This window comes from Pseudomonas sp. NFX183, from assembly GCF_047943075.1.
GTDB lineage: Bacteria > Pseudomonadota > Gammaproteobacteria > Pseudomonadales > Pseudomonadaceae > Aquipseudomonas.
On record NZ_CP181333.1, the window covers coordinates 2,475,558 to 2,501,408 of the forward strand.

The following is a 25,851-nucleotide window of genomic DNA, read 5'->3' on the forward strand; positions in this document are numbered from 1 at the left end:
GTTGTGTAAAAAAATGAACAAGGCTAAGCTCGATTCAAACCCATAACAGCAATAATACCGGGGTGCTTCATGTCTCGCCTGCCGTTAATCGGCGTCACCGCCTGCTCCAAACAGGTCGGTCTGCATGCTTATCACATCAGTGGCGACAAATACGTCCGTGCAGTGGCCACCGCTGCCAAGGGCTTGCCATTGATCATTCCATCCTTGGGCGACCTGCTCGACCCGGCCAATATTTTTGACGGCCTGGATGGCATTCTATTTACCGGCTCTCCTTCCAATATCGAACCCTTTCATTACGACGGCCCGGCCAGCGCGCCCGGGACTGCTCTTGATTCTGCACGCGACCAGACCACCTTGCCGTTGCTGCGTGCTGCGATTGCGGCAGGCGTGCCGGTGCTGGGCATCTGCCGTGGGTTCCAGGAAATGAACGTGGCATTTGGCGGCAGCCTGCACCAGAAGGTTCATGAAGTGCCGGGCATGATGGATCACCGCGAAGACGACACTCAGCCGCTGGACGTTCAGTACGGCCCGGCGCACGCCGTGGCGATCTCCCCGAATGGGGTATTGGCAAGCCTGGGTTTGCCGCAGACGATCCAGGTCAACTCGATTCACAGCCAGGGCGTTGACCGCCTGGCGCCCGGCTTGCAGGTCGAAGCCACTGCGCCTGATGGGTTGATCGAAGCTTTTTATTACACCGCGGGCAAGGCTTTTGCTTTAGGAGTGCAATGGCACCCCGAATGGCAGGTAAGCTCTAACCCGCACTACCTCGCGATCTTCCAGGCCTTTGGTTCGGCCTGTCGACAGCGGGCGATGCAACGCGACGCGGATGCTGCGTCAACTTACGCCTGACCTTTAATGGATGTCAGGAAACACAGCCCAGAGGCATTTATGAGTAACAACCTCGACCAGCTCACCGATTGGTTGAAAGACCACAAGATCACAGAAGTCGAATGCATGATTGGCGACCTCACCGGCATCACCCGGGGCAAGATCTCGCCGACCAACAAGTTCATCGCCGAAAAAGGCATGCGCCTGCCCGAGAGCGTTCTATTACAGACCGTGACCGGCGACTATGTCGAAGACGACATCTATTACGAATTGCTCGACCCGGCCGACATCGACATGATCTGCCGCCCGGACCAGAACGCCGTATTCCTGGTGCCCTGGGCCATCGAGCCCACCGCCCAGGTGATTCACGACACCTACGACAAGCAAGGCAACCCGATCGAGCTGTCGCCGCGCAACGTGCTCAAGAAAGTCCTCAAGTTGTACTCCGACAGAGGCTGGCAGCCCATCGTGGCGCCGGAGATGGAGTTCTACCTGACCAAACGCTGCGAAGACCCGGACTTTCCGCTGCAACCGCCGATCGGCCGTTCCGGGCGTCCTGAGACCGGTCGCCAATCCTTCTCTATAGAAGCGGCCAACGAATTCGACCCATTGTTCGAGGACGTCTACGACTGGTGCGAGCTGCAGGAGCTGGACCTCGACACGCTGATCCACGAGGACGGCACGGCGCAGATGGAAATCAACTTCCGTCACGGCGATGCCCTGTCCCTGGCCGACCAGATCCTGGTGTTCAAGCGCACCATGCGTGAAGCCGCGCTCAAGCACAACGTGGCCGCCACCTTCATGGCCAAGCCGATGACCGGTGAGCCCGGCAGCGCGATGCACTTGCACCAGAGCATCATCGACATCGCCACCGGCAAGAACGTCTTCTCCAATGAAGACGGGACCATGAGCCAGCTGTTTCTCAACCACATTGGCGGCCTGCAAAAATTCATCCCTGAATTGCTGCCGCTGTTTGCCCCCAACGTGAACTCGTTCCGCCGCTTCCTGCCCGACACCTCGGCGCCGGTCAACGTGGAGTGGGGCGAAGAGAACCGCACCGTGGGCCTGCGCGTGCCGGATGCCGGCCCGCAGAACCGTCGCGTCGAAAACCGCCTGCCCGGCGCCGACGCCAACCCGTACCTGGCGATTGCCGCCAGCCTGTTGTGCGGCTACATCGGCATGGTCGAAGGCCACAACCCGAGCGCGCCCGTGGTGGGTCGTGGCTACGAGCGGCGCAACCTGCGCCTGCCGTTGACCATCGAAGACGCCCTGGAACGCATGGAAAACAGCAAGACCATCGAGAAATACCTGGGTCAAAAATTCATCACAGGCTACGTCGCGGTCAAGCGGGCCGAGCATGAAAACTTCAAGCGCGTGATCAGTTCATGGGAGCGGGAATTCCTGCTCTTCGCCGTCTGATGCGCCGGGTGCGCCGCAGGATTGGCGCGCCCTCACCTGAAAAAGTCTAGGAGATTGGTATGTCCAGCAACAACCCGCAAACCCGTGAATGGCAAGCCTTGAGCAACGATCACCACCTGGCGCCGTTCAGTGACTTCAAGCAATTGAAAGTGAAAGGCCCACGGATCATCACCAAAGCCCACGGCGTTTACCTGTGGGACAGCGAAGGCAACAAGATCCTCGACGGCATGGCCGGCCTGTGGTGCGTGGCGATCGGTTACGGTCGCGATGAACTGGCTGACGCCGCCGCCAAGCAGATGAAAGAACTGCCGTATTACAACCTGTTCTTCCAGACCGCTCACCCGCCGGTGCTGGAGCTGGCCAAGGTGATTTCCGACATCGCACCGGCTGGCATGAACCATGTGTTCTTCACCGGCTCAGGCTCCGAAGGCAACGACACCATGTTGCGCATGGTCCGCCACTACTGGGCGGTCAAAGGCCAGCCGAACAAGAAAACCATCATCAGCCGCAAGAATGGCTACCACGGCTCTACCGTGGCCGGCGCCAGCCTGGGCGGCATGACCTATATGCATGAACAGGGCGACTTGCCGATCCCGGGCATCACCCACATCGCCCAGCCGTACTGGTATGGCGAAGGCGGCGACATGAGCCCGGAAGAGTTCGGGGTATGGGCCGCCAACCAGTTGGAAGAGAAAATTCTGGAACTGGGCGTGGACAACGTCGGTGCCTTTATTGCCGAGCCGATCCAGGGCGCCGGTGGCGTGATCGTGCCGCCAGCAACCTACTGGCCGCGCATCAAGGAAATCCTCGCCAAGTACGACATCCTGTTTGTTGCTGACGAAGTGATCTGCGGTTTTGGCCGTACCGGTGAGTGGTTCGGCAGCGACTTCTACGACCTCAAGCCGCACATGATGACCATCGCCAAGGGCCTGACCTCGGGTTACATCCCCATGGGCGGCCTGATCGTGCACGACGACGTGGTCGCCGTGCTCAATGAAGGCGGCGATTTCAACCACGGTTTTACCTACTCCGGTCACCCGGTAGCGGCAGCTGTGGCGCTGGAAAACATCCGCATCCTGCGCGATGAAAAAATCGTTAACCGTGTGCACGACGAAACGGCACCGTATTTGCAGAAACGTCTGAGGGAACTGGCTGATCACCCGTTGGTGGGTGAAGTTCGCGGAGTCGGCATGCTCGGGGCGATTGAGCTGGTGCAGGACAAGGCCACGCGCAAACGTTACGAAGGCCGTGGCGTGGGCATGATCTGCCGCACGTTCTGCTTCGATAACGGCCTGATCATGCGCGCCGTGGGCGACACCATGATCATTTCGCCGTCGCTGGTGATCAGCAAGGCGGAAATCGACGAACTGGTCAACAAGGCTCGCCAGTGCCTGGACCTGACTTTGGCGGCATTGCAGGGCTAAGTGCTAGGCTCAGGGCGCAGCGGCTTCGGGCGCTGCGTCCGGGCAGTTACAAAAACGCAGTAATAAGGGTGCTTTGGTTGAAAGCCGGCCCCTGAACTTGCCAGACTGTCGCCCTGTTTTGTTGCCCTTTGGAAGGGCCGCTGAACGTGTAAAAAATGTGGCCCAAAAAAGAAAAATTGGAGCATCACCAAATGAAGGCATTAGGTTTGAAGAACGCTGGCAAGACCCTCCTCGCCTTGTCCCTGTTGGGCGCAATGGCGGGCGCGGCCCAGGCAGACGATAAAGTGCTGCACGTCTATAACTGGTCCGACTACATTGCACCGGACACCATCGCCAACTTTGAAAAAGAGTCGGGCATTAAAGTGGTGTACGACGTTTTCGACAGCAACGAGACGCTGGAAGCCAAGTTGCTGGCAGGCAAGTCCGGTTACGACATTGTCGTACCGTCGAACAACTTCCTCGCCAAGCAGATCAAGGCCGGTGTCTATCAGGAGCTGGACAAGTCCAAGCTGTCCAACTACGACAACCTGAACAAATCCCTGCTCAAGGCCGTGTCGGTCAGCGACCCGGACAACAAGCACGCCTTCCCGTACATGTGGGGCTCGATCGGTATCGGCTACAACCCGGAGAAGGTCAAGGCTGCACTGGGCATCGACAAGATCGAATCCTGGGACACCATCCTCAAGCCGGAGAACCTCGCCAAGCTGAAAGGCTGCGGCGTGAGCTTCCTCGATTCGCCAACCGAAATGCTGCCGGTGGCGCTGCATTATCTGGGCCTGCCGACCGACACCCAGAAAAAGGCCGACCTCAAGCAAGCCGAGGACCTGTTCCTCAAGCTGCGCCCATCGATTGGCTACTTCCACTCGTCCAAGTACATCTCGGACCTGGCCAACGGCAACATCTGCGTAGCCGTGGGCTACTCGGGTGACATCCAGCAGGCCAAATCCCGCGCAGCTGAAGCCGGTGGCAAGGTCAAGGTGGCCTACGACATTCCGAAAGAAGGCGCCGGCAGTTTCTATGACATGGTCGCCATCCCTAAAGATGCCGAAAACGTCGACGCTGCCTACAAGTTCATGAACTACCTGCTGGAGCCGAAAGTCATGGCTGCCATCACCAACAGCGTACGTTTCCCGAACGGTAACGAGAAAGCGACCCCACTGGTCGACAAAGACATCACCAGCGACCCGGGCATCTACCCGTCCGCCGATGTGCAAGCCAAGCTCTACGCCATTGCTGACTTGCCGGCTGCAACTCAGCGTGAAATGACCCGCAGCTGGACCAAAATCAAATCGGGTAAATAAGCCTTAAACCCTGTGGGAGGGGGCTTGTGTGGGAGCGGGCTTGCTCGCGAAAGCGGTGTATCAGTTGATACACCTGCTGGCTGACACACCGCCTTCGCGAGCAAGCCCGCTCCCACCTAGACCGACTCCCACAAATTAAATGACAGAAAGTTTTGCCGGATCGGTTTATCGAGGGTAAGTTGCGCGCCGGTTTTGTTGCCGGGCAACAACTTTAAGGCCCAACTATTTAAGAGGACCTCCACTTGCCAATTTCTTTATTTCGCAAAGCCGTGCTGGTGGGTGCAGGTATCACGCTGGCTGTCAGCGTGCAGGCCGCGCCGACTGTGCATATTTATAACTGGTCGGACTACATCGGCCCCGACACCCTGGCCAACTTCGAAAAGGCCAGCGGCATCAAACCCGTGTATGACGTGTTTGATTCCAATGAAACCCTGGAAGGCAAGTTGCTCGCCGGGCGTACCGGTTACGACGTGGTCGTGCCGTCGAACCACTTCCTCGGCAAGCAGATCAAGGCCGGGGCGTTCCAGAAGCTCGACAAGTCATTGCTGAGCAATTATGCAAACCTCGACCCGGCGCTGCTCAAGCGTCTGGAAAAGAACGATCCGGGTAACCAGTACGCCGTGCCGTATCTGTGGGGCACCAACGGCATCGGTTACAACGTCGACAAAGTCAAAGAAGTACTGGGCGTCGACCATATCGATTCCTGGGCCGTGCTGTTCGAGCCGGAGAACATGAAGAAGCTGGCCACCTGTGGCGTCTCGTTCATGGACTCGGCCGATGAAATGCTGCCGGCGGTGCTCAACTACATGGGCCTGAACCCCAACAGTACCAACCCGGCCGACTATAAAAAGGCCGAAGAGAAACTGCTGAAAGTGCGTCCTTACGTGACTTACTTCCACTCGTCCAAGTACATCTCGGACCTGGCCAACGGCAACATCTGCGTGGCGGCAGGCTTCTCCGGTGATGTGTTCCAGGCCAAGGCCCGCGCGGCCGAGGCGGGCAAGGGCGTGAAGATCGCCTACGCGATTCCGAAAGAAGGCGGCAACCTGTGGTTTGACGTGCTGGCGATTCCGGCGGACGCGACCAACGTTAAAGAGGCCCACGCCTACATCAACTATTTACTGCAACCTGAGGTGATCGCTCAGGTCAGTGATTACGTCGGTTACGCCAACCCTAACCCTGGGGCGGACAAACTGATGGAGCAATCGATACGCACCGACGCAGCGGTTTACCCACCGCAGGCGGTTCTCGACCGGACGTTTGTCAACTTCGAGTTACCCCCGAACGTGCAGCGTTTAATGACCCGTAGCTGGACCAAGGTCAAGACGGGCAAGTAAGGCTTAAAGCTCAAACTATCCAAGGTTTCGCCCGTATTGGGCGAACCTCAAATTTTGTTGGGAGTTTCGTAAATGGCAGTTGCCTCCGGCGCCTATAAGAAAGCCCTCGAGGGCGACCAGACACCGAAAAAGGTGTTGGTCAAAATCGACCGGGTCACGAAGAAGTTCGACGAGACGATTGCCGTGGACGATGTGTCCCTGGAAATCAAGAAAGGCGAGATCTTCGCCTTGCTCGGCGGTTCGGGTTCGGGCAAATCCACCTTGCTGCGCATGCTCGCAGGCTTCGAGCGCCCAACCGAAGGTCGCATTTACCTCGACGGTGTGGACATCACCGACATGCCGCCGTACGAGCGGCCGATCAACATGATGTTCCAGTCCTACGCCTTGTTCCCGCACATGACGGTCGCGCAGAACATCGCGTTCGGCCTGCAGCAGGACAAGATCCCCAAGGCTGAAGTCGACGCCCGCGTGGCCGAGATGCTCAAGCTGGTGCAGATGAGCCAGTACGCCAAGCGCAAGCCGCATCAACTGTCGGGTGGTCAGCGTCAGCGTGTGGCACTGGCGCGTTCCCTGGCCAAGCGCCCGAAACTGCTGCTGCTCGATGAGCCGATGGGCGCCCTCGACAAGAAGCTGCGTTCGCAGATGCAACTGGAGTTGGTGGAGATCATCGAGCGCGTCGGCGTGACTTGCGTGATGGTGACCCACGACCAGGAAGAGGCCATGACCATGGCCGAGCGCATCGCGATCATGCACCTGGGCTGGATCGCGCAGATCGGCAGCCCGATCGACATCTACGAAACGCCTACCAGCCGCCTGGTGTGCGAGTTCATCGGCAACGTAAACATCTTCGACACCCAGGTGGTGGACGACGCCGAAGGCCACGCGGTGCTCAAGTGCCCGGACCTGGACCGCGACATCTACGTGGGTTACGGCATCGCGACTGCCGTGGAAGACAAGTCGGTGACCTATGCCATCCGCCCGGAAAAGCTGCTGGTCACCACCCAAATGCCGACCTGCGAACACAACTGGTCCAGCGGCAAGGTGCACGACATCGCCTATCTGGGCGGCCACTCGGTGTTCTACGTCGAGCTGCCGAGCGGCAAGCTGGTGCAGTCCTTTGTCGCCAACGCCGAACGCCGTGGCCAGCGCCCGACGTGGGGTGACCAGGTGTACGTGTGGTGGGAAGACGACAGCGGCGTGGTGCTTCGCTCATGAACACAAAAAAGCTCAAGCGGCGCTTGAACCGCCTCGTCCCGAGCGGCAAGCAGGTGGTCATCGGGATTCCGTTCCTGTGGCTGTTCCTGTTTTTTGCCCTGCCGTTTTTCATCGTCCTGAAAATCAGCTTTGCCGAAGCCGACGTGGCAATCCCGCCGTACACCGAGATCTACACCTACGTTGAACAAAAGCTGCAACTGGTGCTGAACCTGGCTAACTACGGCTTGTTGGCAGGTGATGAGCTCTACATCGCTGCGTACCTGGGCTCGCTGAAGATGGCGTTCTTCAGCACGCTGCTGTGCCTGCTGATCGGCTATCCGATGGCGTATGCCATTGCCACTGCGCGCAAAGAGATGCAGACCGTGCTGGTGCTGCTGATCATGATGCCGACCTGGACCGCGATTCTGATCCGCGTGTATGCGTGGATGGGCATCCTCAGCAATAACGGTTTGCTCAACGGCTTCCTGATGTCCATCGGGTTGATCAACGAACCGCTGCAGATCCTCAACACCAACATCGCGGTGTACATCGGCGTGGTCTATTCGTACCTGCCGTTCATGATCCTGCCGCTGTACGCCAACCTGGTCAAACACGACCAGAGCCTGCTGGAAGCCGCGTCCGACCTGGGCTCGAGCACCTTCAACAGCTTCTGGAAAATCACCGTGCCGCTGTCCAAGAACGGCATCATCGCCGGCTGCATGCTGGTGTTCATTCCGGTGGTGGGCGAGTTCGTGATCCCGGAACTGCTCGGCGGCCCGGAAACCCTGATGATCGGTAAAGTGCTGTGGCAAGAATTCTTCAACAACCGTGACTGGCCGGTGGCGTCTGCCCTGGCGGTGGTGATGCTGGCGATCCTGATCGTGCCGATCATCCTGTTTAACCGCAGCCAAGCCAAAGAGATGGAGGGCAAGATATGAAGCGCTTCAGTTTCTCGAGTTTCATGCTGGTGGCGGGGTTGCTGTTCATCTACCTGCCGATGCTGATCCTGGTGATCTACTCGTTCAACGAATCCAAGCTGGTGACGGTGTGGGGCGGTTGGTCGATCAAATGGTACGTGGGCCTGCTGGACAACACCCAGTTGATGGGCTCGGTGGCACGCTCCCTGGAAATCGCCTGCTACACGGCGGTGGCCGCCGTGGCACTGGGGACATTGGCGGCGTTTGTGCTGACGCGCATCAGCCACTTCAAGGGCCGCACGCTGTTTGGCGGCCTGGTGACGGCGCCGCTGGTCATGCCCGAGGTGATCACCGGTCTGTCGCTGTTGCTGCTGTTCGTGGCCATGGCGCAGATGATCGGTTGGCCCCAGGAGCGTGGCATCGTCACTATCTGGATCGCCCACACCACGTTCTGTGCGGCGTATGTGGCGGTGGTGGTGTCGGCGCGCTTGCGTGAGCTGGACCTGTCGATTGAAGAAGCGGCGATGGACCTGGGTGCGCGGCCGTGGAAGGTGTTCTTTCTGATCACCATCCCGATGATCGCGCCGTCGTTGGCGGCGGGCGGCATGATGTCGTTCGCGTTGTCGCTGGATGACCTGGTACTGGCCAGCTTCGTGTCGGGCCCCGGCTCGACCACCTTGCCGATGGAAGTGTTCTCGGCCGTGCGTCTTGGGGTTAAACCCGAGATCAACGCCGTGGCCAGCCTGATTCTGTTGGCGGTGTCGCTGGTGACCTTCCTGGTGTGGTTCTTCAGCCGCCGTGCCGAAGAGCACCGCAAGAAAGCCATCCAGCAAGCGATTGAAGAAGCGGCGGCGGACGGCTGGCAACAGCCGGACAAGCGCCGGGCGCCTGCACCGGTCTAACTGGCGCAGTGGAGTAAAAAAATGTGGGAGCTGGCTTGCCTGCGATAGCGGTGTGTCAGTCGACAGATGAGTCGACTGACAGTGCCTCATCGCAGGCAAGCCAGCTCCCACAGTCGTTTTGCAGTGTTTGTAAAGTTGGGTTTCAGGCAACCCACGGCGACTTGCGAATCACCTCGACAAAATTCATCGGCTTGAACCCCGGCTCCTGATCCACCAGCACGTCGGTCTTCACGTTGCCAAACGTGGTCTGCGGGCGATGGCGCAAGCCGTCGGCAAACGCACAGATAATGCATTCCTTGAACCCTTCACCGCGTGGATGCGCATGCACCACGGCTTCGCGCTGCACGCTGGAAAACGCGGCGTAGTCCATGCCCAGCACGTCCATCTCGACACCGGCAGTCACCAGCGCCACGGTGGGGCGCAGGTGCTGCGGCACGCCCGGCGTGGTGTGCAGGGCGATGGACAGCCACACCTGCTCGATATCGTCATCGCTCAGCCCGTACCGCTTGAGAAACGCAGCGGCGGCGTTGGCGCCGTCCACTTCGAAACGCTCGTTGTCGCTGCGATGGCCTTCAACCAGGCCCAGGTCATGGAACATGGCGCCGACGTAAAGCAGCTCCGGGTTGTAGGCCAGCTGCTTGCGCTCACCGCTCAAGGCGCCGAACAGGAATACGCGGCGAGAGTGGTGGTAGAGCAGGTCGGATTCGACGTCGCGGATGTACTCGGTGGTGGCCTTGGCCAAGGCGCTGTCCGGGATCCGGATGCCGGCGATGGTGGTGCTCATGGTCGTTCTCCTCACGATAGCGCCGGGGGGGCGCCGATGAGTCCAGTCTGGTCGCGCCTGCGCGAGGGGGCTATCGCGGTGAGGATGCGATGTCGGCCAAAGTAGCGCTACATCGTGCCAAGGCTGTACACGGTCAACTGTGGGAGCTGGCTTGCCTGCGATGCTGGCGACTCGGTCTGTCAGTTAGACTGAGGTGATGCCATCGCAGGCAAGCCAGCTCTCACAGGGCTTTTGCATTTATTCAGTTAGAAAAGGTGTTTGCAGCATGGGCAAAACCGTCGCCATCCTGATCTTTCCCGGCGTCCAGTCACTGGACGTGACCGGCCCCCTGGATGTGTTCTGCGAGGCCAACCGCTTTCTGCCGCCGCAAGAGCACTACCAGCTTGAAGTGCTCGGCCTGGGCCACGGCACCCTGGCCGCCTCCAATGGCTTGTCGCTGCAGGCCCACCGGCATTACAGCGAAGCCCTGCAAGCCTACGACCTGCTGCTGGTTGCCGGCGGCCCGCAATTGCCCTTCGAGGATTTCGGCGCGCAGTTTGACGACTGGCTACGTGCCGCCGCCGCGCGGGCGCAGCGCTTCGGTTCGATCTGCAACGGCGCCTTCATGCTGGCGCGAGCCGGATTGCTGGACGGCAAAACCGTTACCACCCACTGGAACGATGCCGCCGACCTGGCGCGCCTGTGCCCCTCGGCCCAGGTCGACGCCGACCGCCTCTACGTGCAGGACGGCAACCTCTACACCTCAGCCGGGGTCACGGCCGGCATCGATTTGTCGCTGTTTCTGCTGGCCCAGGACCACGGTCCGGAAGTCGCGCTGAGCGTGGCCAAACGCCTGGTGGTGTTTACCCAGCGCTCGGGCGGGCAGTCGCAGTTCAGTCCATTCCTGACGCCCCACGCCGAAAGCACTTCGGCGGTGGCGTTGGTGCAGTTGTACGTGCTGGCGAACCTGACCGGTGATTTGACCATCGCCGACCTGGCCAAGGCGGCAAATATGAGCGCGCGCAATTTCTCGCGGGTGTTTGCCCGTGAGGCGCGCATCACCCCGGCCGAGTTCGTCGAGCGGGCACGGGTGGATGCGGCGCGGGTGATGCTCGAAAGCAGCCCTGCGCCGCTGAAGACCGTGGCCTATCAATGCGGGTTTCGCGACGCCCAGCACATGCGCAGCGTGTTCAACCGCCGGCTGGGCGTGACGCCGCAACAGTTCCGACTTAACTTTGCGGCGCCGGTTTGAGCGTGTCGTAGGCTGGCGCAGGCTTGTGTGGGAGCTGGCTTGCCTGCGATAGCATCACCGCGGTCTATCAGTAACACCGAGCGGCTTGCATCGCAGGCAAGCCAGCGCCCACAAAAACCAGCCCACAGTGATCGGTATTACCGCGCTGGCAACAGCTTCAACGTACCCCGGGTATTTGCCGTCACTTCCTCATCGCTGAAATGCGCCTGTTCGTAGCCGCCTTCGATGTAGGTTTGCGCCTGGTCGTCATAGTGCGAGTCAAACGGCACGCCGCTTTGCCCCACCGGGTTGATGGTCAAGGCGTGAGCCGGGTCGGCGAAGTCGATCAGGCGCCGGGTCGATGGGCCGTACGTCACTGGCCAGGGTGCCGGGCCGATCATGGCGGACTGGTTGTTCGGCACTTCGTGGGTGCCGGGTGCGGGGAACGGGCCGACGTTGAAGATTTTATCCAACGGTTTTTGCTGCCCCAGCGGGTGGCCCTGCGTCAGGGTATGCGCCTTGCCCCATTGCCACTGTGTCGGGTCATCGCCGAAGGTGGCCTTGAGGTGCGCCAGGCTGTTGTCCCAGGCGAGCTTGACGGTGTCCGCACGCGAGCCGTTCCACCATGGCGAGTCCGGCGAGGCGGCCAGGCGTGGCAATGCCGCATCGATCACGCGCGTAGTGAGCAGGGTCTTGAACATGCCGTCGCCGAGTTTCGGGTGAAACGCCGCGTCCGTGAGGTTGAACATGAACTGGTTGAACAGCGTGGCGCTGGTGGACTCCAGCGGGTAATCACCTTTCCAGGCGGCCAGTTGTTCCACCAGTTGCAACTGCGCCGGGTCTTTGACCACCTCACGCAGCACCGGCAAAAGCGGCGCCAGCAAGCGTGGGCCATAGGCGGTGGTGGTGCCCAGTTGCAAGGCCTGGCTGTTGGTCACGTCCCATTTCACGCTCTTGTCGCTCAACTGCGTGTTCAACTGCTGGCCACGGTCGGCCAGGTTGTAATAACCGGGAATCTCCATACCGGTGGGCGACACTGGCTGGGCATTGGCCGACACCACATAACCGCGCGCCGGGTTTTCTTCCTGCGGGTTGGCGCTGAACGGGTAAAAGCCCAGCTTGTCGGCCTGGGCGGTGCTGCCGTCGAGGATAAACCCGGCATTCACGCCAGCCGGGCGCACCGGCAGTTGCGCCGCCGCCCACCAGCCGATATCGCCTTTGGCGTTGGCCCACACGATATTCAGGCCGGGTGCAGAAACCAGCGCCGCCGCCGCGCGCGCCTTGGCCAGCGTGTCGGCGCGGTTGAGTTGGTAGAAGCCTTCGAGGATCGGGTTTTCGGTGTCCAGGAATGCCCACCACATGGCAATCGGCGTCTTGCCGGCATTTTCGCCGAGCACGTCATTGATGATCGGGCCGTGGGGCGACTGGCGCAGGGTGAGGGTCACCGGTGCCTCGCCCTTCACCGCAATCTGCTGCTCGCTGCTGGTCATGTTGACCCATTGGCCGTGGTACCAGACTTGATTGGGGTTGTCCGGGTTGACCTTTTCGGCGATCAGGTCGAGGTCATCGTTCTGGAACATGGTCAGGCTCCAGCCGAAATCCAGGTTGTGGCCCAGGAACGCCACCGGCACCAGCGCGTTGTGATAACCGTACAGCTCAAAGCCCGGCGCCGACAGCTGCGCCTCGTACCACACCGACGGCACTGAGAAACGAATATGCGGGTCACCCGCCAGCAAAGGCTTGCCACTTTTGGTGCGGCTGCCACTGATGGCCCAGGCGTTGCTGCCTTCGAACTGTGGCAGGCCATTGTCGGCCAGGGCTTGCTCGCTCAACGAGGCGAGGGCGCCGAGGGTGTTCCAGTCGCTGGCGGCAAGGTTGAGCGCGCCTTTGGGCTGCCAGTCCAGGTCGAAGACTTTCAGGTAGTCGCTGCCCAACTGGTCGCGTACGTAAGTCAGCAACGGCTCGGTACGAAACGCGGCGGCAAAGCTGTAGGCCATGTACCCGGCAACGCTGATGGTGTCCTCGGCAGTGAACGGCCGCTTGGCGATGCCCAGCACGTCGAACTCCATCGGGCTGGCGTGGCTGTCCTGATACTGGTTGATGCCGTCCAGGTAGGCTTGCAAGGCCTTCCATGCCTTCGAGTCGTGGTCGATGTGCTCCACGTAACTCAAGGCGCGTTCGCGAATACGCAGGCTGCGGAACAACTTGTCGGTGTCCAGCAGCTTGGGCCCGAGCACCTCGGCCAGTTCGCCTCGGGCCAGGCGCCGCATGATCTCCATCTGGAACAGCCGGTCCTGGGCATGCACGTAGCCCAGGGCGCGGTAGAGGTCGGTTTCGTTCTCGGCGCGAATGTGCGGCACACCCCGGTCGTCGTAGCGCACGGTGACTGTGCTTTGCAGGTTGGCCAGCGTTTCGGTGCCCTGGCGGGTGGGTTGCTTGCTGTAGACATACACGCCAGCGCCGGCCATGAGGGCGGCAATCAGCAGAGCGAGCACGGTCAGGCTGCGTTTCATGGACGGTCCTTGGTCATTCACCTTTCAAGTCAGCGGAGTCTAATAGGTTTTTGACGGGTGCTGAGGGAAATGCTGATGTGCCTTGCCGACAGCCGAGGTTCAAGTGGAGAACACCCCATAGGCAGTATTATCCCACCTGTCATCTTTGAGCTTTTTGTCATGACTTGCGCCACGCAACCACTGTCAGACTCCAGCCGCCCCGAGGCTACCTACGCATGCTGCCTGGAGGCGCCATCGCTGATCGGGCGCTTTTTGCAGCACCCGCCGGTGGGCTTTGAGGCTCGCTTGTCCGATCAGGGCTTGCCGTACTTCTTCACACCGTTTGACCTGTTGACCACCGCCGACGACGCGTTCGTGGAGCGTGTGCGCAACTGGCCTGGTTATACGCTCTGGAATGCGTGGCTGCGGATCGACAGCTGCTTTGTCGGCACCACGGTCAGCGAATACTCGCCGTTCCCCCAGGCCGTTTCGCCTCAGGCTCTGGCGCAGTGGCTGCAACATGAGTGCGCGCCTCAGCGCAGACTCACCGTCATCAAAGACGTGCCCTGCGACTCGCCGCTGCTCAGCGACGCGGACAACCGCTACGCGCAAGCGCTGATCGATGACTGCACCCGACGCGGCTTCATCAGCCTGGAAGGCCAGGCGCTGGCGTATGTACCGATCAACTTCAGCACGGTCGACGAATACCTCGCGCGCTTGTCCCACAGCCGTCGGCGCAATATCCGCCGCAAATTGCGCAGCCGTGAGGCGATGCACGTGGAAATCCTGGAAACCGGCGATGAGCGTTTCGACGATGACGCCTGGCTCGCGCAGTTGTACGCGCTGTACCGGGCCGTCTACGACCAGAGCGAGATCCATTTTGACCTGCTCACGCCGGAGTTTTTCCGTGGCGTGCTCAGGGACGCCAGCAGCAACGGGCGGGTGTTCTGTTACTGGCACTGCGACGAACTGATCGGCTACAACCTGTGCTACGTGGAAGGCGACAAGCTGCTCGACAAGTACATCGGCCTCAACTACCCGCAAGCGCTGGAGTTCAACCTGTACTTTGTCAGCTGGTTTGTGAACCTGGAGTACGCGGTGGCCAATGGGCTGAAGTTTTACGTGGCCGGCTGGACCGACCCACAGGTCAAGGCCAGCCTCGGCGCCGATTTCACTTTCACCCGCCACCTGGTCTGGGTGCGTAACCCGCTGTTGCGCAAACTGGGCAATCGGTTCCGCCACCATTTTGAAAGCGATGCCCAGTGGCAACAGGAGCACACTTCATGAGCCAGGATCGACCGCCGCTGATTCTGGATTTCGACGGCGCCGTCAGTGACATTCCCGGCGCACTGACCATGCCACTGCAGGCCTGGCAGGAAAAAATCCGCTTCGGCTGCCGTTGGGCGCAGTTCCGGGAGCTGGAGACGGCCCTGCACGCACAGATGCCCGGCGACTATGGCTGTGTGTTTACCGGCAGCGGCGACTATCACCACCTTAGCCAGTTGTTGCTGAACCGACTGCCCAGCCAGCAGAAGTTCCAGCTGATCATTTGCGACAACCATCCGGACAACATGCGCTATCCATTCGGCATTCACTGCGGTTCGTGGGTCTACTGGGCCAGCCGGTTGCCGCAGGTCGAGCACGTGCATGTGCTGGGTATCGGCTCGCAGGATATCGGCCTGGGCCATGCCTGGGAGAATCACTGGTCGCCGCTGCTCAAGCGCAAATTGACCTACTGGAATATCAACGTCGACACGCGCTGGATGAACTGGGTCGGCGCCGGTCGCAGCAATCGCGCGTTCAGTCATCCGGATGAATTGATGCGCGCGTTCCTGGCGCAGTTTGACCGTTCGCTGCCGGTGTACCTGTCGATCGACAAAGACGTGTTGAGCCCCGAGGTGGTCAACACCAATTGGGATCAGGGTGAGTTTCTGGAGCAGCACTTGAACGAGCTGATCGACGCCTGCGAGGGGCGGATCATCGGCGCGGACATTACCGGCGATGTGTCGGCCTATCACTATGAAAGCAAGTTCAAGCGCTGGCTGAGCGCCTCCGATGGTCAGGAAGCGTTGCCTGAGGCGCAGGTGCAGATCTGGCAACAACAGCAGAACGCGTTGAACAGCCGGTTGGTGGCGCGCATCAATCAAGGCTGGCGACGATAGCCTTCAGCTGGGTCAGTATCTTTTCGAAGTGTGCGTCGGTCAGCCAATGGCTGTTGCTGATCGACAGCGTGCGCGTGGCGAAGGCTTGGGCTTGAGTGATATCGCTGCCAGGCTGCAACAGCGCAGCGACGGCCGGATACTCCGGCAATGTGTGGATAAACAGTCGGGTCACGCCCAGCCCCGAGGTCCACAGCTGCGCCATCGCTGCATCACGCGCTGGCGCAGAGGGCATTATCACCATCAGAAACGGCCAGGTGCCTTGCTGTCCGGGCCTGTCCATCACCACCGAGACGCCGGGTAAGGCATTCAAGCGTGCTGCGCGGCGCAAGGCTCGAGTGCGGCCTTGCTGCAGATACGCCGGCAAGCGAGCCAGCGCCGCGGCGCCGACCTTCTGGCGATAGCCGCCAAGGCCGTGCAACGGGATGTCGTTAACCGAAAAGTCGTCGCCCACGGCCGCCACTTCATCGCCTTGCGCCAGCGCCGCACGCAACCCTTTGCCGTACACGTAGTACAAACCGCGCGGCTGATAGGCCAGGGCGTAACCCCACAGTTCAGCGGTGCGTTGCAGCTCCCAGCGCAGGCTGAATGGCAGGTCCTGCCGGCATTGCCGGTGCAGCGCCTGATGCAGCACCGGGTCGCGGCTGAACAGCACGCCACCTTCGGCGGTCGTCAGGCCTTTGCCCAGCGCCATGCTGAAAAAACCCACATCACCTTTGAGCCCAACGCTGTGGCCACCGTCGAGCGCGCCCATGGCTTGCGCAGCGTCCTCGATGACCGCCGCGCCGACAGCCCCGGCAATGCGCTTGGCGGTATCGACATCAGCCACACGTCCTGCCAAGTGAGTGACCACCACGGCCAGGGTGTTCTCGTCGCACAACTGCGTCAGTTGCTGTTCATCCAGGTCAATGCTGTCGGGCTGTAGATCGCAAGGCACCACGCGTAATGGCGGGCAGTAATAGGCGGCCAGTGCCACCAGCGGGCAGGTGTAGGCGGGCACGATAAGTTGGGTGCGGCCGGGCATGCGTTGCTGCAAGGTGCGCAGCGCGATGATCAGCGCCGCCGTGCCGGAGCAGGGCAGTGCTGGCAGTGGGATAGAGAATTGGCGGGCCAGCAATTCGGCCAGGTTGCCCGAGCGTGCGAGTAAATCTTGCCAGCGCAAAGGGAGCCCCGCAGTTGGCGGGATTTCCCAATGGCGGCTCATCACGCCGGGGCCTGCGACGGCTCGACCTCAAGCTGCTTGCTCTCTTTGTCTTCGCTGCGCGCCAGGCAGAGAATGCCCGCAATAATCAACGCGCCGCCAATGATTTTAGGCAGGGTCAGGGTGTCATCGAACAGCCACACGGAGATCAGCGTCACGCTGATCAGCTCCAGGTGGGAGGCGGCAAACGCCGGGCCCACCGGTGCGTATTTGAGCAGCGTCATCCAGGTGAAGAACGCGCCGATATAGCCGACGAAGGCGCCGTAGATCCACGGCGCGCCGAACACGCGAATCAGCCAGGCTGCGTCCATGGTCAGGGGCTCGGCATGCACCGAGGCGAACTTGAAGCTGACCTGCGCCAACGTGTCGAAAATGATCAGCGCGAGAAAACCCAGGATATAGAAGCGTTTCATCATTCAAACCCTACGACAGTCACGCCACAGGCGATCAGCATGATGCCGATCAGGCGCCATTTGCTCAGGCGCTCTTTGAACAGAAAACGCCCGGCAATCATGATCACGACAATATTGATCGAACCCAGCATCACACCCACCGACAGCGGCACGAGTGTCAGGAACGCCAGCCACAACACGAATTCGAAGACATAACAGATCACGCCGAGCCAGATCCACGGACGCTTGAGCATGTGCTTCCAGTGAGCCAGCCCGTCATGTTCGGCGCTGGCCGAGGCGGCGGCTTTAAAGGCCAGTTGGCCGGACGTGTCAACGATAACGTTGAGCATCCAGAGGATGATGGTTAACTGGCTCATGTATTCCTATGCTTACAAACTCTGCGAAATCCTACGATACAACAGGCTGTTGATCGGGTGATTGGAGTTTGCCAGTTGAACAGCCTGTGTTCAGTTTGAGGCCTTGCTCCACGCACAGTAGCAGCCCACCGCCAGCGTGTGGGTCGCGTCTACTTCGCGCCCGGCCTCAAGGGCTTGCAGGATCGGCTCGATAAAACTGTTGCTGGAATTGCACGTAAGCCCTTCGCTGTACGGCCCGAAATACGCAAGTTTGCCGCTTCGGTCCCAGATTCCGACGGCAGGTGTGGCCGGTATCTGCTCGGCACCGGACAGGGCATTGAGGGGTTTCATCTTGCGCAGGTTGTCGGGCAGTTGGCCGTGGCTGCCGGCCTTTTGCAGAGCGTAGAACTCGACGCCTTGGGGCGCGTAGTGCTCGATCAACTCGCCCAGGTGTTGCTGGTTGCCAACGTTGCACGGGCAGGCCGGGTCCCAGAAGTGCACCAGGCGAATCGGGCCTGGGCCGGCAAGTTCGGCGGGCAGGCGCAGTGCGTCGCCGGAAAACACCGCCGTGTGCTCACTGAATGCGCGCAGGTAGCGACCCTGGAACCAGTCATACGCCGCCCACAGCACGCCGGCGCAGATGACCAGGATCAGGCTGGCGAACAAGGCGGAACGGTAGGGCTGTCGCATTCAGATCAATCCTCGAAGGTCGCGTAGCTTGCCATGCTTGTCCTGACAGATGAATATCGCAGCTCGATATTCATCTTCACCGTCAGTCTGGAACCCTTTATGCCTGTGAGCTTTGATCCCGATCATCTGCGCGAAAGCTTGCGGCCACTTGTGGATGCGCAACCGCTCAGCGCCGAGGCGCGGGTCTACCAGCGCTTCTACGGGCTGGACCTGGCCGCGCGCAAAGTACCGGCGGTGAGCCGCCTGGGGCGTTTCGATGTGGATGGCTTCCAAGTGGTGGCGCAGGTGTGGTGGCCACCTCAGCCCGTGGCAACCATGTTCGTGTTCCACGGCTTCTACGACCATATGGGTCTGTACCGTCATGTGGTGGACTGGGCGCTGGACCAAGGCTGTGTGGTGATTGCCTGCGATCTGCCCGGCCATGGCCTGTCCAGCGGCGCACGCGCCAGCATCGATGATTTTGCGGTGTACCAGAACGTGGTGCAGGCGCTGTTTGCCCAGGCCACGGCGCTGCAACTGCCCCAGCCCTGGCATCTGTTCGGGCAAAGCACCGGCGGCGCAGTGGTGGTGGACCATGTGCTCAATCACGGCGCCGACAGCCCGGCGCAGGGCAAGACCTTCCTGCTGTCACCCTTGGTGCGCCCGCGTGCGTGGGGTTGGTCGCAGGTCAGCTATTACCTGCTGCGGCCCTTCGTCAAAGGCATCGCGCGGCGGTTCAGCGAGAATACCAATGACCCAGCGTTCAAACCGTTCCTGGAAGCTGACCCGCTGCAGCCGCGCCACTTGCCGACCGCCTGGGTGGGCGCGCTGGCACGCTGGATCAAGCGCATCGAAGCCGCACCGCGCAGCCCACGGCGGCCGGTGGTTGTGCAGGGTGAGGAAGACATGACGGTGGACTGGCAGCACAACTTGCAGGTGCTGCGGGGCAAGTTTGATCAGCCTGAAGTGTTGATGATCCCGCGTGGCAGGCATCATTTGGCGAATGAGATTGCGCCGATGCGCGAGCAATACTTCAGCTTTCTCACGGATCACCTGAAGTAACACAATCCAAATGTGGGAGCGGGCTTGCCCGCGATAGCGATCTGTCAGTTAGCCTTTGAGGTGCTGTCCCACCGCTATCGCAGGCAAGCCAGCTCCCACAGTTTTTACTGCGACAGGCTTGAGGTGCTCTGGCCTACTGCAAGCCCTGCGCGAATGGCTGCCAACGCCGCCTTGTAATACGCCCGACCTGCCGGCGACTCGGCAAACGTGGCGAATTCTTCCAGTTCCGGGTCAGATAAATCCCGATAGACGTACAGCAACGTATTGTTCAGGTCATTGCCGATCTGCTGCATCAGCCGCTCACGCTGCCCATTCAACATGCCCTGAGCCTGCCCACCGCCCAACAGACCCGGAATCATCTGGCTCAAGCTATCGGCGGCCACACCGGCAATCGCCAGGCTGACCTCCGCACCGGCTTCACGGGCAGGCAGCGCCTGGGCCAGGTGGCCGATGATCAGGCTGCGAGTGGCATCGGCCTCGATGTGCGGCAGGCCTTGGGCGTTTTTCGCCAACTGGTCGCGGCGCGTGGCCAGCAACTCGGCGGCGACAATCTTACGGCCAAGCGGCGATTGGAAAAACGCCAGAGCGGGTTTCGGATCCGCCAGGTTTTTGCGCAATTGCGCCTCGGCACGCTGGTCCACGGCCTGGGCGGCGAAGCGTTTATTGCTGTTGTCGACCAGTGCCTGGTACACCGCCGGCGGCAGGCTGTTGCGGTAGCGTTGCTGAGCGGCACTCAGAGCGTCATTGAAATGCGCACGCTGTTCGGCCCAGCCGGCGACCTTGTACAACTGGTCATGGCCGTCTGCCCAAGCGGGCAAAACGCAGAACATCAGCACGGAAAAAAACAAACGACGCATATGGACTCCTGTCAGTCGGCCACTATTGTCCGTGTCGGGCGTAGGATTTGTCGAGAAATCCTATCGGTCACCTGACTAAAGTGTATTCAGACGCTCGGCGGCTCTGTCGGATTCACAGGCGTATGGATACTATGCGCGCCATGCAAATACCCCTCGATCATCCCCTGCTGCAACGCATTGTCGACGACCTGGCTGAAAAAGGCTGGTCGCAGCAGAACGGCTTCCTGCCCCAGGCTCTGACCCTGGAACTGGCGGCTGAGTGCCGTAAACGTGCGGCTGAGGGGGAATTGGCACCCGCAGCCGTAGGGCGCGGGCCGGCCCAGGAGATTCGCGAGGGTATTCGCGGTGACCGTATCCAATGGTTGGAAGAGGGTGATGCAGCGGTCTGCGAGACCTACATGGGCGTGATGGACAGCCTGCGGTCGGCCATGAACCGCGGGCTGTTCCTGGGCCTGGAAGATTTCGAAAGCCACTTTGCGATGTACCCCCCGGGTGCGTTTTACCTCAAGCACCTGGACCGCTTTCGCGATGATGACCGGCGCATGGTCTCGGCAGTGGTCTACTTGAACGACGCCTGGCTGCCCGAACATGGCGGCCAGCTGCGCATGTACCTCAAGGGCGGCGTCGAATACGACGTGGTGCCCACCGGCGGTAGCCTGGTGGTGTTCCTGTCCGGGGAGGTGCCCCACGAAGTCCTGCCCGCCACGCGCGAACGCCTGTCCCTGACCGGCTGGTTTCGCCGGCGGGGTAACGAGCCGTTTTAAACATGGAAAAGATTCTGATCAGTCGCTGCCTGCTCGGGCACAAAGTGCGCTACGACGGCGGCGCCAGCGGCCCGTTTGATCAATTGGCGGCGTGGCAGGCTGAAGGCCGTGTGGTGGCGATCTGCCCGGAGGTCTCGGGCGGTTTGCCGACGCCCCGGCCCTCTGCCGAAATCCCGGGCGGGCAGGGCATCGATGTGTGGGAGGGCCGTGCCCAGGTGCTGACCGCTGAAGGTGAAGACTTCAGCGCCGCCTTTCTCGATGGCGCCCGCCAAGCCCTGGCGCTGGTGCAACGCCACAATATCCGTGTCGCCATTCTCAAGGCCAATAGCCCGTCCTGCGGCAACGTGCTGACCTATGACGGCACGTTCACTGGGGTTAAGGTCAGCGGCGAAGGCGTGACGGCGGCGTTGCTCAAGCGCCACGGCGTGTTGGTGTTCAGTGAGCTGCAGTTGCCTGAGGCGGCTGCGGCCTTGGCCCAACGCTAAACCCTCCCTTGAATCAACATGTGGGAGCGGGCTTGCTCGCGAAGGCGGTGCGTCAGTCACCGTTTCTGGTACTGACACTCCGTCTTCGCGGGCAAGCCCGCTCCCACAATTGATCTAGGGTGTCTTGAGGACCGGTGTGTCGCCTTCAAACCACTTCTGCGTCAGCGCCTTCAAGCGACCATCCGCCTTCACCTGCTGCAACGCCTTGTCCAGGCTGTTTTTGAACGCCGGGTTGCCCTTTTGGAAGGGAATAGCCAGCTCAGGTGTTTCCTTATAAGGATCGCTGAAGTCGAAACGATCCTGCAGCTCGGCAGTCATAGCGATATGGTTGATGGCTACGTCGTACTTGCCGGTTTCAACGCCTGGCAGCAGGTCGGCGTCATCGGTGGTGATGAATGAGGGGCGCACATCCATTTCCTTCGCCAGCTGCTCGCCCAGTTCCACTTCAAAGCCGGTGAGCTTGTCGCCGTCCTTGAAGTTGAACGGCGGCGTGTTGGCCTCCAGGGCGATGCGCAGTTCGCCACGATCAAACACATCATCAATCAATTCGGCGTGAGCCAAAGGGCTCAGAAGGGGCAGCAAAAGTACAAGGCCAGGCGAAAAGCGCATGGTCGCTCCTGATGAATTCGTCTACGCGAGGGGCCGTTCAGCATCGCTTTGCTATGGTGTTGAGTGCCTTGGACAGCAATTTGTCGCGAAGTTGTCATAACCCTACAGATTTCATAGAAAAACTGGAGAAGCGAATGAAAGCCTTTTTGTCCCGTGCCACCCTGGCCAGCGTTCTGCTGGGTGCTTCGATGTTGGCTACCGCTGCTGACGGTATCCCACGCAGCGCGCCGCCTGAAGGCGCCAAAGTCTTTATCGTGTCGCCAAAAGACGGCGCCACTGTCGATAAAACCTTCACCGTCAAATTCGGCATGGAAGGCTTGAAACTGGCCCCGGCCACCAGCCAGGACCCAGGCACCGGCCACCACCACCTGCTGATCGACCAGAAAGAGCTGCCTGACGCCAGCGTGCCGATCCCGGCCACCGACACCGTGATCCACTACGGCAAGGCCCAGACCGAAACCGAGCTGACCCTCACCCCTGGCAAGCACACCTTGCAGCTGGTAGCCGGCGACAAACTGCACATGCAGTTCAACCCGACTGTAGCCTCGAAAGTCATCACGGTTAACGTCAAGTAAGATTTGTTCAGATGTGAAAAAGGGAGCCTCGAGGGGCTCCCTTTTTTGTGCTGCGTTGAAACCTTAGAACAACACGCGGCTACGAATCGTGCCGTTGATGTGCTGCAGCTTCTCTTGCGCCAGGTCCGAGTACTCGGCGTCGACGTCGATGACCACGTAGCCGACTTTCTCGTTGGTCTGCAGGAACTGACCGGAGATGTTGATACCGTTTTCTGCGAAGACCTTGTTGATCTCCATCATCACGCCAGGGATGTTCTGGTGGATGTGCAGCAGACGGTGCTTGCCAGGGTGAGCCGGCAGCGCCACTTCCGGGAAGTTGACCGAGGACACCGAGGTACCGTTGTCGCTGTACTTGACCAGCTTCTCCGACACTTCCAGGCCGATGTTGGCTTGGGCTTCAGCGGTGGAACCGCCGATGTGCGGGGTCAGGATCACGTTGTCCAGGCCACGCAGCGGGCTTTCGAAGATGTCGTCGTTGGAGCGTGGCTCCACCGGGAACACGTCGATCGCGGCGCCGATCAGGTGCTTGTCCTTGATCGCGTCAGCCAGGGCGTCCAGCTCAACCACGGTGCCACGTGCTGCGTTGATCAGGATGCCGCCTTTTTTGATGGCGCGGATTTCCTTCTCGCCGATCATCCACTGGGTCTCAGCGGTTTCCGGTACGTGCAGGGTGACGATGTCGGACATGCCCAGCAGCTCGGTCAGGCTCGACACTTGAGTGGCGTTGCCCAGCGGCAGCTTGGTCAGGGTGTCGTAGAAGAACACCTGCATGCCCAGGCCTTCGGCCAGAACCGACAACTGTGTGCCGATCGAGCCATAGCCGACGATACCCAGCTTCTTGCCGCGGATTTCGAAGGAGTTGGCCGCGCTTTTGATCCAGCCGCCACGGTGGCAGGAAGCGTTCTTCTCAGGGATGCCGCGCAGCAACAGGATGGCCTCGGCCAATACCAGCTCCGCAACGGAACGGGTGTTGGAGTACGGTGCGTTGAACACCGCGATGCCGCGCTCGCGCGCTGCGTTGAGGTCGACCTGGTTGGTGCCGATGCAGAAACAGCCGACAGCCACGAGTTTCTTGGCGTGGTCGAAGATCTCTTCGGTCAGCTGAGTGCGGGAGCGAATGCCGATAAAGTGCGCGTCGGCGATCTTTTCCTTTAACTGGGCTTCCGGCAGAGAACTGGTGATGTACTCAATGCTGGAGTACCCAGCGGCCTTCAGTACGTCGACAGCCGATGGGTGGACGCCTTCCAGAAGAAGGAACTTGATCTTGCTCTTATCGAGAGAAGTCTTGCTCATCTGCGTAAACCTGTATCCCGGAGAAAAATGGCAGGGAATCGAGCAGCGCAAGCTGACCCGGACGGCAGGAAAGCCGTCACCGCAGAAACGCCCTTGGGCTCTGTCCTGCGGGGGCGGTATGCTAGCATACGTGCCCCGCTAAACACCCATTCCTGCGACGTGAAGCGTTCTCAGGATGACCATGAATTGTTCGAGAGTTCTGTCGATGACCCATCCTGCCCTGATTGATGAGCTGAAGACCCTGGTTGAGCCTGGCAAAGTGCTGACCGATGCAGACTCCCTGGAGGCTTACGGCAAGGATTGGACCAAGCACTTCGCACCCGCGCCTAGCGCCATTGTGTTCCCCAAGACCACCGCACAGGTGCAAGCCATCGTGCGTTGGGCCAACGAACACAAGGTTGCGCTGGTGCCTTCCGGCGGCCGCACTGGGCTGTCGGCTGCTGCGGTGGCGGCGAATGGCGAAGTGGTGGTGTCGTTCGACTACATGAACCAGATTCTCGAAGTGAACCTCACCGACCGCACCGCCGTGTGCCAGCCGGGCGTGGTCACCAAGCAATTGCAGAACGTCGCTGAAGAAAAAGGTCTTTATTACCCGGTGGATTTCGCGTCGTCCGGTTCGAGCCAGATTGGCGGCAATATCGGCACCAATGCCGGCGGGATCAAGGTCATTCGTTACGGCATGACCCGTAACTGGGTGGCCGGCATGAAAGTGGTCACCGGCAAGGGTGATGTGCTGGAACTGAACCGCGACCTGATCAAGAACGCCACCGGCTACGACATGCGCCAGCTGTTCATCGGCGCTGAAGGCACTTTGGGCTTTGTGGTCGAAGCCACCATGCGCCTGGACCGTGCGCCGAAAAACCTCACCGCCATGGTGCTCGGTACCACGGATTTCGACTCGATCATGCCGGTGCTGCACGCGTTCCAGAGCAAGCTGGACTTGACCGCCTTCGAATTCTTCTCCGACAAAGCCTTGGCCAAGGTCATGGGCCGTGGCGACGTGCCGGCACCGTTCGAAACCGATTGCCCGTTCTACGCGCTGCTGGAATTCGAAGCCACCACCGAAGAAGTCGCCAACCACGCCCTGGAAACCTTTGAGCATTGCGTCGAACAAGGCTGGGTACTGGACGGCGTGATGAGCCAGAGCGAAACCCAACTGCACAACCTGTGGAAGCTGCGCGAGTACATCTCCGAGACCATTTCCCACTGGACGCCCTACAAGAACGACATCTCGGTGACTGTCTCCAAAGTGCCGGCGTTTTTGAAAGAAATCGACGCGATCGTCGGCGAACACTACCCCGATTTCGAAATTGTCTGGTTTGGCCATATCGGCGACGGCAACCTGCACCTGAACATCCTCAAGCCGGAAAACCTGAGCAAGGACGAGTTCTTCGCCAAGTGCGCCACCGTCAACAAGTGGGTGTTCGAAACCGTCGAGAAGTACAACGGCTCGATCTCCGCCGAACACGGCGTGGGCATGACCAAGCGTGATTACCTGACATACAGCCGCTCGCCGGTTGAAATCGAATACATGAAGGCAGTCAAAGCGGTGTTCGACCCTAACGGGATCATGAACCCTGGCAAGATCTTCGCTGTTTAATCGCCCCTGTAGGAGTCGTTT

25 protein-coding genes are annotated in these 25,851 nt (G+C 60.4%); 16 read left to right on the plus strand and 9 right to left on the minus strand.

Annotated elements, in window-relative coordinates:
• The first annotated feature begins 69 nt into the window (after nucleotides 1-69).
• The 8 genes from ACM530_RS11380 to ACM530_RS11415 all read left to right on the plus strand — a co-directional run bounded on the left by ACM530_RS11380 (nucleotide 70) and on the right by ACM530_RS11415 (nucleotide 9,322).
• Nucleotides 70-849 carry a gamma-glutamyl-gamma-aminobutyrate hydrolase family protein gene (locus ACM530_RS11380; protein WP_416364788.1) on the plus strand — a complete coding sequence of 260 codons (780 nt, stop codon included), beginning with the start codon at nucleotides 70-72 and terminating at the stop codon, nucleotides 847-849.
• Between the two features lie 39 nt (nucleotides 850-888).
• Nucleotides 889-2,247, plus strand: a complete 1,359-nt coding sequence (locus ACM530_RS11385) for a glutamine synthetase family protein (RefSeq protein WP_017139534.1) — start codon at nucleotides 889-891, stop codon at nucleotides 2,245-2,247.
• A gap of 59 nt (nucleotides 2,248-2,306) precedes the next feature.
• Nucleotides 2,307-3,671: an aspartate aminotransferase family protein gene (locus ACM530_RS11390; RefSeq protein ID WP_416364789.1), complete on the plus strand. Its 1,365-nt coding sequence runs from the start codon at nucleotides 2,307-2,309 to the stop codon at nucleotides 3,669-3,671.
• 206 nt (nucleotides 3,672-3,877) lie between these two features.
• The gene (locus ACM530_RS11395) at nucleotides 3,878-4,972 is read left to right on the plus strand and encodes a polyamine ABC transporter substrate-binding protein (RefSeq protein WP_106576071.1); all 1,095 of its coding nucleotides are present in this window, start codon (nucleotides 3,878-3,880) and stop codon (nucleotides 4,970-4,972) included.
• 242 nt (nucleotides 4,973-5,214) lie between these two features.
• Entirely contained in the window at nucleotides 5,215-6,309 is a 1,095-nt protein-coding gene (locus ACM530_RS11400; protein WP_262206593.1) for a polyamine ABC transporter substrate-binding protein, read from the plus strand.
• A gap of 72 nt (nucleotides 6,310-6,381) precedes the next feature.
• Nucleotides 6,382-7,524, plus strand: a complete 1,143-nt coding sequence (locus ACM530_RS11405) for an ABC transporter ATP-binding protein (RefSeq protein ID WP_065893882.1) — start codon at nucleotides 6,382-6,384, stop codon at nucleotides 7,522-7,524.
• Nucleotides 7,521-8,441, plus strand: a complete 921-nt coding sequence (locus tag ACM530_RS11410; RefSeq protein ID WP_416364790.1) for an ABC transporter permease subunit — start codon at nucleotides 7,521-7,523, stop codon at nucleotides 8,439-8,441. The genes ACM530_RS11405 and ACM530_RS11410 overlap by 4 nt, the downstream gene beginning before the upstream one ends.
• A complete protein-coding gene (locus tag ACM530_RS11415; RefSeq protein ID WP_106575745.1) occupies nucleotides 8,438-9,322 on the plus strand; it encodes an ABC transporter permease subunit in 885 nt (294 codons plus the stop codon). Before ACM530_RS11410 ends, ACM530_RS11415 begins: the two co-directional genes overlap by 4 nt.
• 142 nt (nucleotides 9,323-9,464) lie before the next feature.
• Here the strand turns inward: ACM530_RS11415 and ACM530_RS11420 are convergent, their stop codons facing one another.
• Nucleotides 9,465-10,106 (minus strand): HD domain-containing protein, encoded by a 642-nt coding sequence (locus tag ACM530_RS11420; RefSeq protein WP_416364791.1) that lies wholly within the window; start codon nucleotides 10,104-10,106, stop codon nucleotides 9,465-9,467.
• 265 nt (nucleotides 10,107-10,371) lie between these two features.
• Here ACM530_RS11420 and ACM530_RS11425 point away from each other — a divergent pair, with 265 nt between their 5' ends.
• Entirely contained in the window at nucleotides 10,372-11,337 is a 966-nt protein-coding gene (locus ACM530_RS11425; RefSeq protein ID WP_416364792.1) for a GlxA family transcriptional regulator, read from the plus strand.
• Between the two features lie 137 nt (nucleotides 11,338-11,474).
• Here the strand turns inward: ACM530_RS11425 and ACM530_RS11430 are convergent, their stop codons facing one another.
• The gene (locus ACM530_RS11430; RefSeq protein WP_416364793.1) at nucleotides 11,475-13,829 is read right to left on the minus strand and encodes a penicillin acylase family protein; all 2,355 of its coding nucleotides are present in this window, start codon (nucleotides 13,827-13,829) and stop codon (nucleotides 11,475-11,477) included.
• A gap of 159 nt (nucleotides 13,830-13,988) precedes the next feature.
• Between ACM530_RS11430 and ACM530_RS11435 the strand changes: the two genes are divergently transcribed.
• Nucleotides 13,989-15,095 (plus strand): GNAT family N-acetyltransferase, encoded by a 1,107-nt coding sequence (locus ACM530_RS11435; RefSeq protein ID WP_416364794.1) that lies wholly within the window; start codon nucleotides 13,989-13,991, stop codon nucleotides 15,093-15,095.
• A complete protein-coding gene (locus tag ACM530_RS11440; RefSeq protein ID WP_416364795.1) occupies nucleotides 15,092-15,970 on the plus strand; it encodes a hypothetical protein in 879 nt (292 codons plus the stop codon). Before ACM530_RS11435 ends, ACM530_RS11440 begins: the two co-directional genes overlap by 4 nt.
• Here the strand turns inward: ACM530_RS11440 and ACM530_RS11445 are convergent.
• The 4 genes from ACM530_RS11445 to ACM530_RS11460 form a co-directional block, all read right to left on the minus strand.
• Nucleotides 15,948-17,171 (minus strand): DegT/DnrJ/EryC1/StrS family aminotransferase, encoded by a 1,224-nt coding sequence (locus ACM530_RS11445; protein WP_416364796.1) that lies wholly within the window; start codon nucleotides 17,169-17,171, stop codon nucleotides 15,948-15,950. The genes ACM530_RS11440 and ACM530_RS11445 overlap by 23 nt on opposite strands.
• Entirely contained in the window at nucleotides 17,171-17,581 is a 411-nt protein-coding gene (locus tag ACM530_RS11450; RefSeq protein WP_145157862.1) for a DMT family transporter, read from the minus strand. Before ACM530_RS11450 ends, ACM530_RS11445 begins: the two co-directional genes overlap by 1 nt.
• Nucleotides 17,581-17,937: an EamA family transporter gene (locus ACM530_RS11455; protein ID WP_145157859.1), complete on the minus strand. Its 357-nt coding sequence runs from the start codon at nucleotides 17,935-17,937 to the stop codon at nucleotides 17,581-17,583. The genes ACM530_RS11450 and ACM530_RS11455 overlap by 1 nt, the downstream gene beginning before the upstream one ends.
• A gap of 90 nt (nucleotides 17,938-18,027) precedes the next feature.
• Nucleotides 18,028-18,606: a DUF6436 domain-containing protein gene (locus tag ACM530_RS11460; protein WP_369301929.1), complete on the minus strand. Its 579-nt coding sequence runs from the start codon at nucleotides 18,604-18,606 to the stop codon at nucleotides 18,028-18,030.
• Between the two features lie 99 nt (nucleotides 18,607-18,705).
• Here ACM530_RS11460 and ACM530_RS11465 point away from each other — a divergent pair, with 99 nt between their 5' ends.
• Nucleotides 18,706-19,647, plus strand: a complete 942-nt coding sequence (locus tag ACM530_RS11465) for an alpha/beta hydrolase (RefSeq protein ID WP_416365090.1) — start codon at nucleotides 18,706-18,708, stop codon at nucleotides 19,645-19,647.
• Between the two features lie 104 nt (nucleotides 19,648-19,751).
• Here the strand turns inward: ACM530_RS11465 and ACM530_RS11470 are convergent, their stop codons facing one another.
• Entirely contained in the window at nucleotides 19,752-20,504 is a 753-nt protein-coding gene (locus ACM530_RS11470; RefSeq protein ID WP_145157851.1) for a DUF2059 domain-containing protein, read from the minus strand.
• 131 nt (nucleotides 20,505-20,635) lie between these two features.
• On the opposite strand from ACM530_RS11470, the gene ACM530_RS11475 reads away from it, so the two are divergent.
• Nucleotides 20,636-21,268: a 2OG-Fe(II) oxygenase gene (locus ACM530_RS11475; protein ID WP_145158572.1), complete on the plus strand. Its 633-nt coding sequence runs from the start codon at nucleotides 20,636-20,638 to the stop codon at nucleotides 21,266-21,268.
• Between the two features lie 2 nt (nucleotides 21,269-21,270).
• On the plus strand, nucleotides 21,271-21,753 hold the full coding sequence (locus tag ACM530_RS11480; RefSeq protein WP_416364797.1) for a DUF523 domain-containing protein: 483 nt from the start codon (nucleotides 21,271-21,273) through the stop codon (nucleotides 21,751-21,753).
• Nucleotides 21,754-21,867: 114 nt separating this feature from the next.
• Here the strand turns inward: ACM530_RS11480 and ACM530_RS11485 are convergent, their stop codons facing one another.
• Nucleotides 21,868-22,362, minus strand: a complete 495-nt coding sequence (locus ACM530_RS11485) for a transporter substrate-binding domain-containing protein (protein ID WP_369301931.1) — start codon at nucleotides 22,360-22,362, stop codon at nucleotides 21,868-21,870.
• A 134-nt stretch (nucleotides 22,363-22,496) separates the two neighbouring features.
• On the opposite strand from ACM530_RS11485, the gene ACM530_RS11490 reads away from it, so the two are divergent.
• Complete coding sequence (locus tag ACM530_RS11490) at nucleotides 22,497-22,937, plus strand: DUF4399 domain-containing protein (protein WP_106575730.1); 441 nt, start codon at nucleotides 22,497-22,499, stop codon at nucleotides 22,935-22,937.
• Between the two features lie 63 nt (nucleotides 22,938-23,000).
• Here ACM530_RS11490 and serA read toward each other — a convergent pair whose 3' ends face one another.
• Nucleotides 23,001-24,230 (minus strand): phosphoglycerate dehydrogenase, encoded by a 1,230-nt coding sequence (serA, locus tag ACM530_RS11495; RefSeq protein ID WP_010167810.1) that lies wholly within the window; start codon nucleotides 24,228-24,230, stop codon nucleotides 23,001-23,003.
• Nucleotides 24,231-24,435: 205 nt separating this feature from the next.
• Between serA and ACM530_RS11500 the strand changes: the two genes are divergently transcribed.
• A complete protein-coding gene (locus ACM530_RS11500; RefSeq protein ID WP_416364798.1) occupies nucleotides 24,436-25,830 on the plus strand; it encodes an FAD-binding oxidoreductase in 1,395 nt (464 codons plus the stop codon).
• The last annotated feature ends 21 nt before the right edge of the window (nucleotides 25,831-25,851 follow it).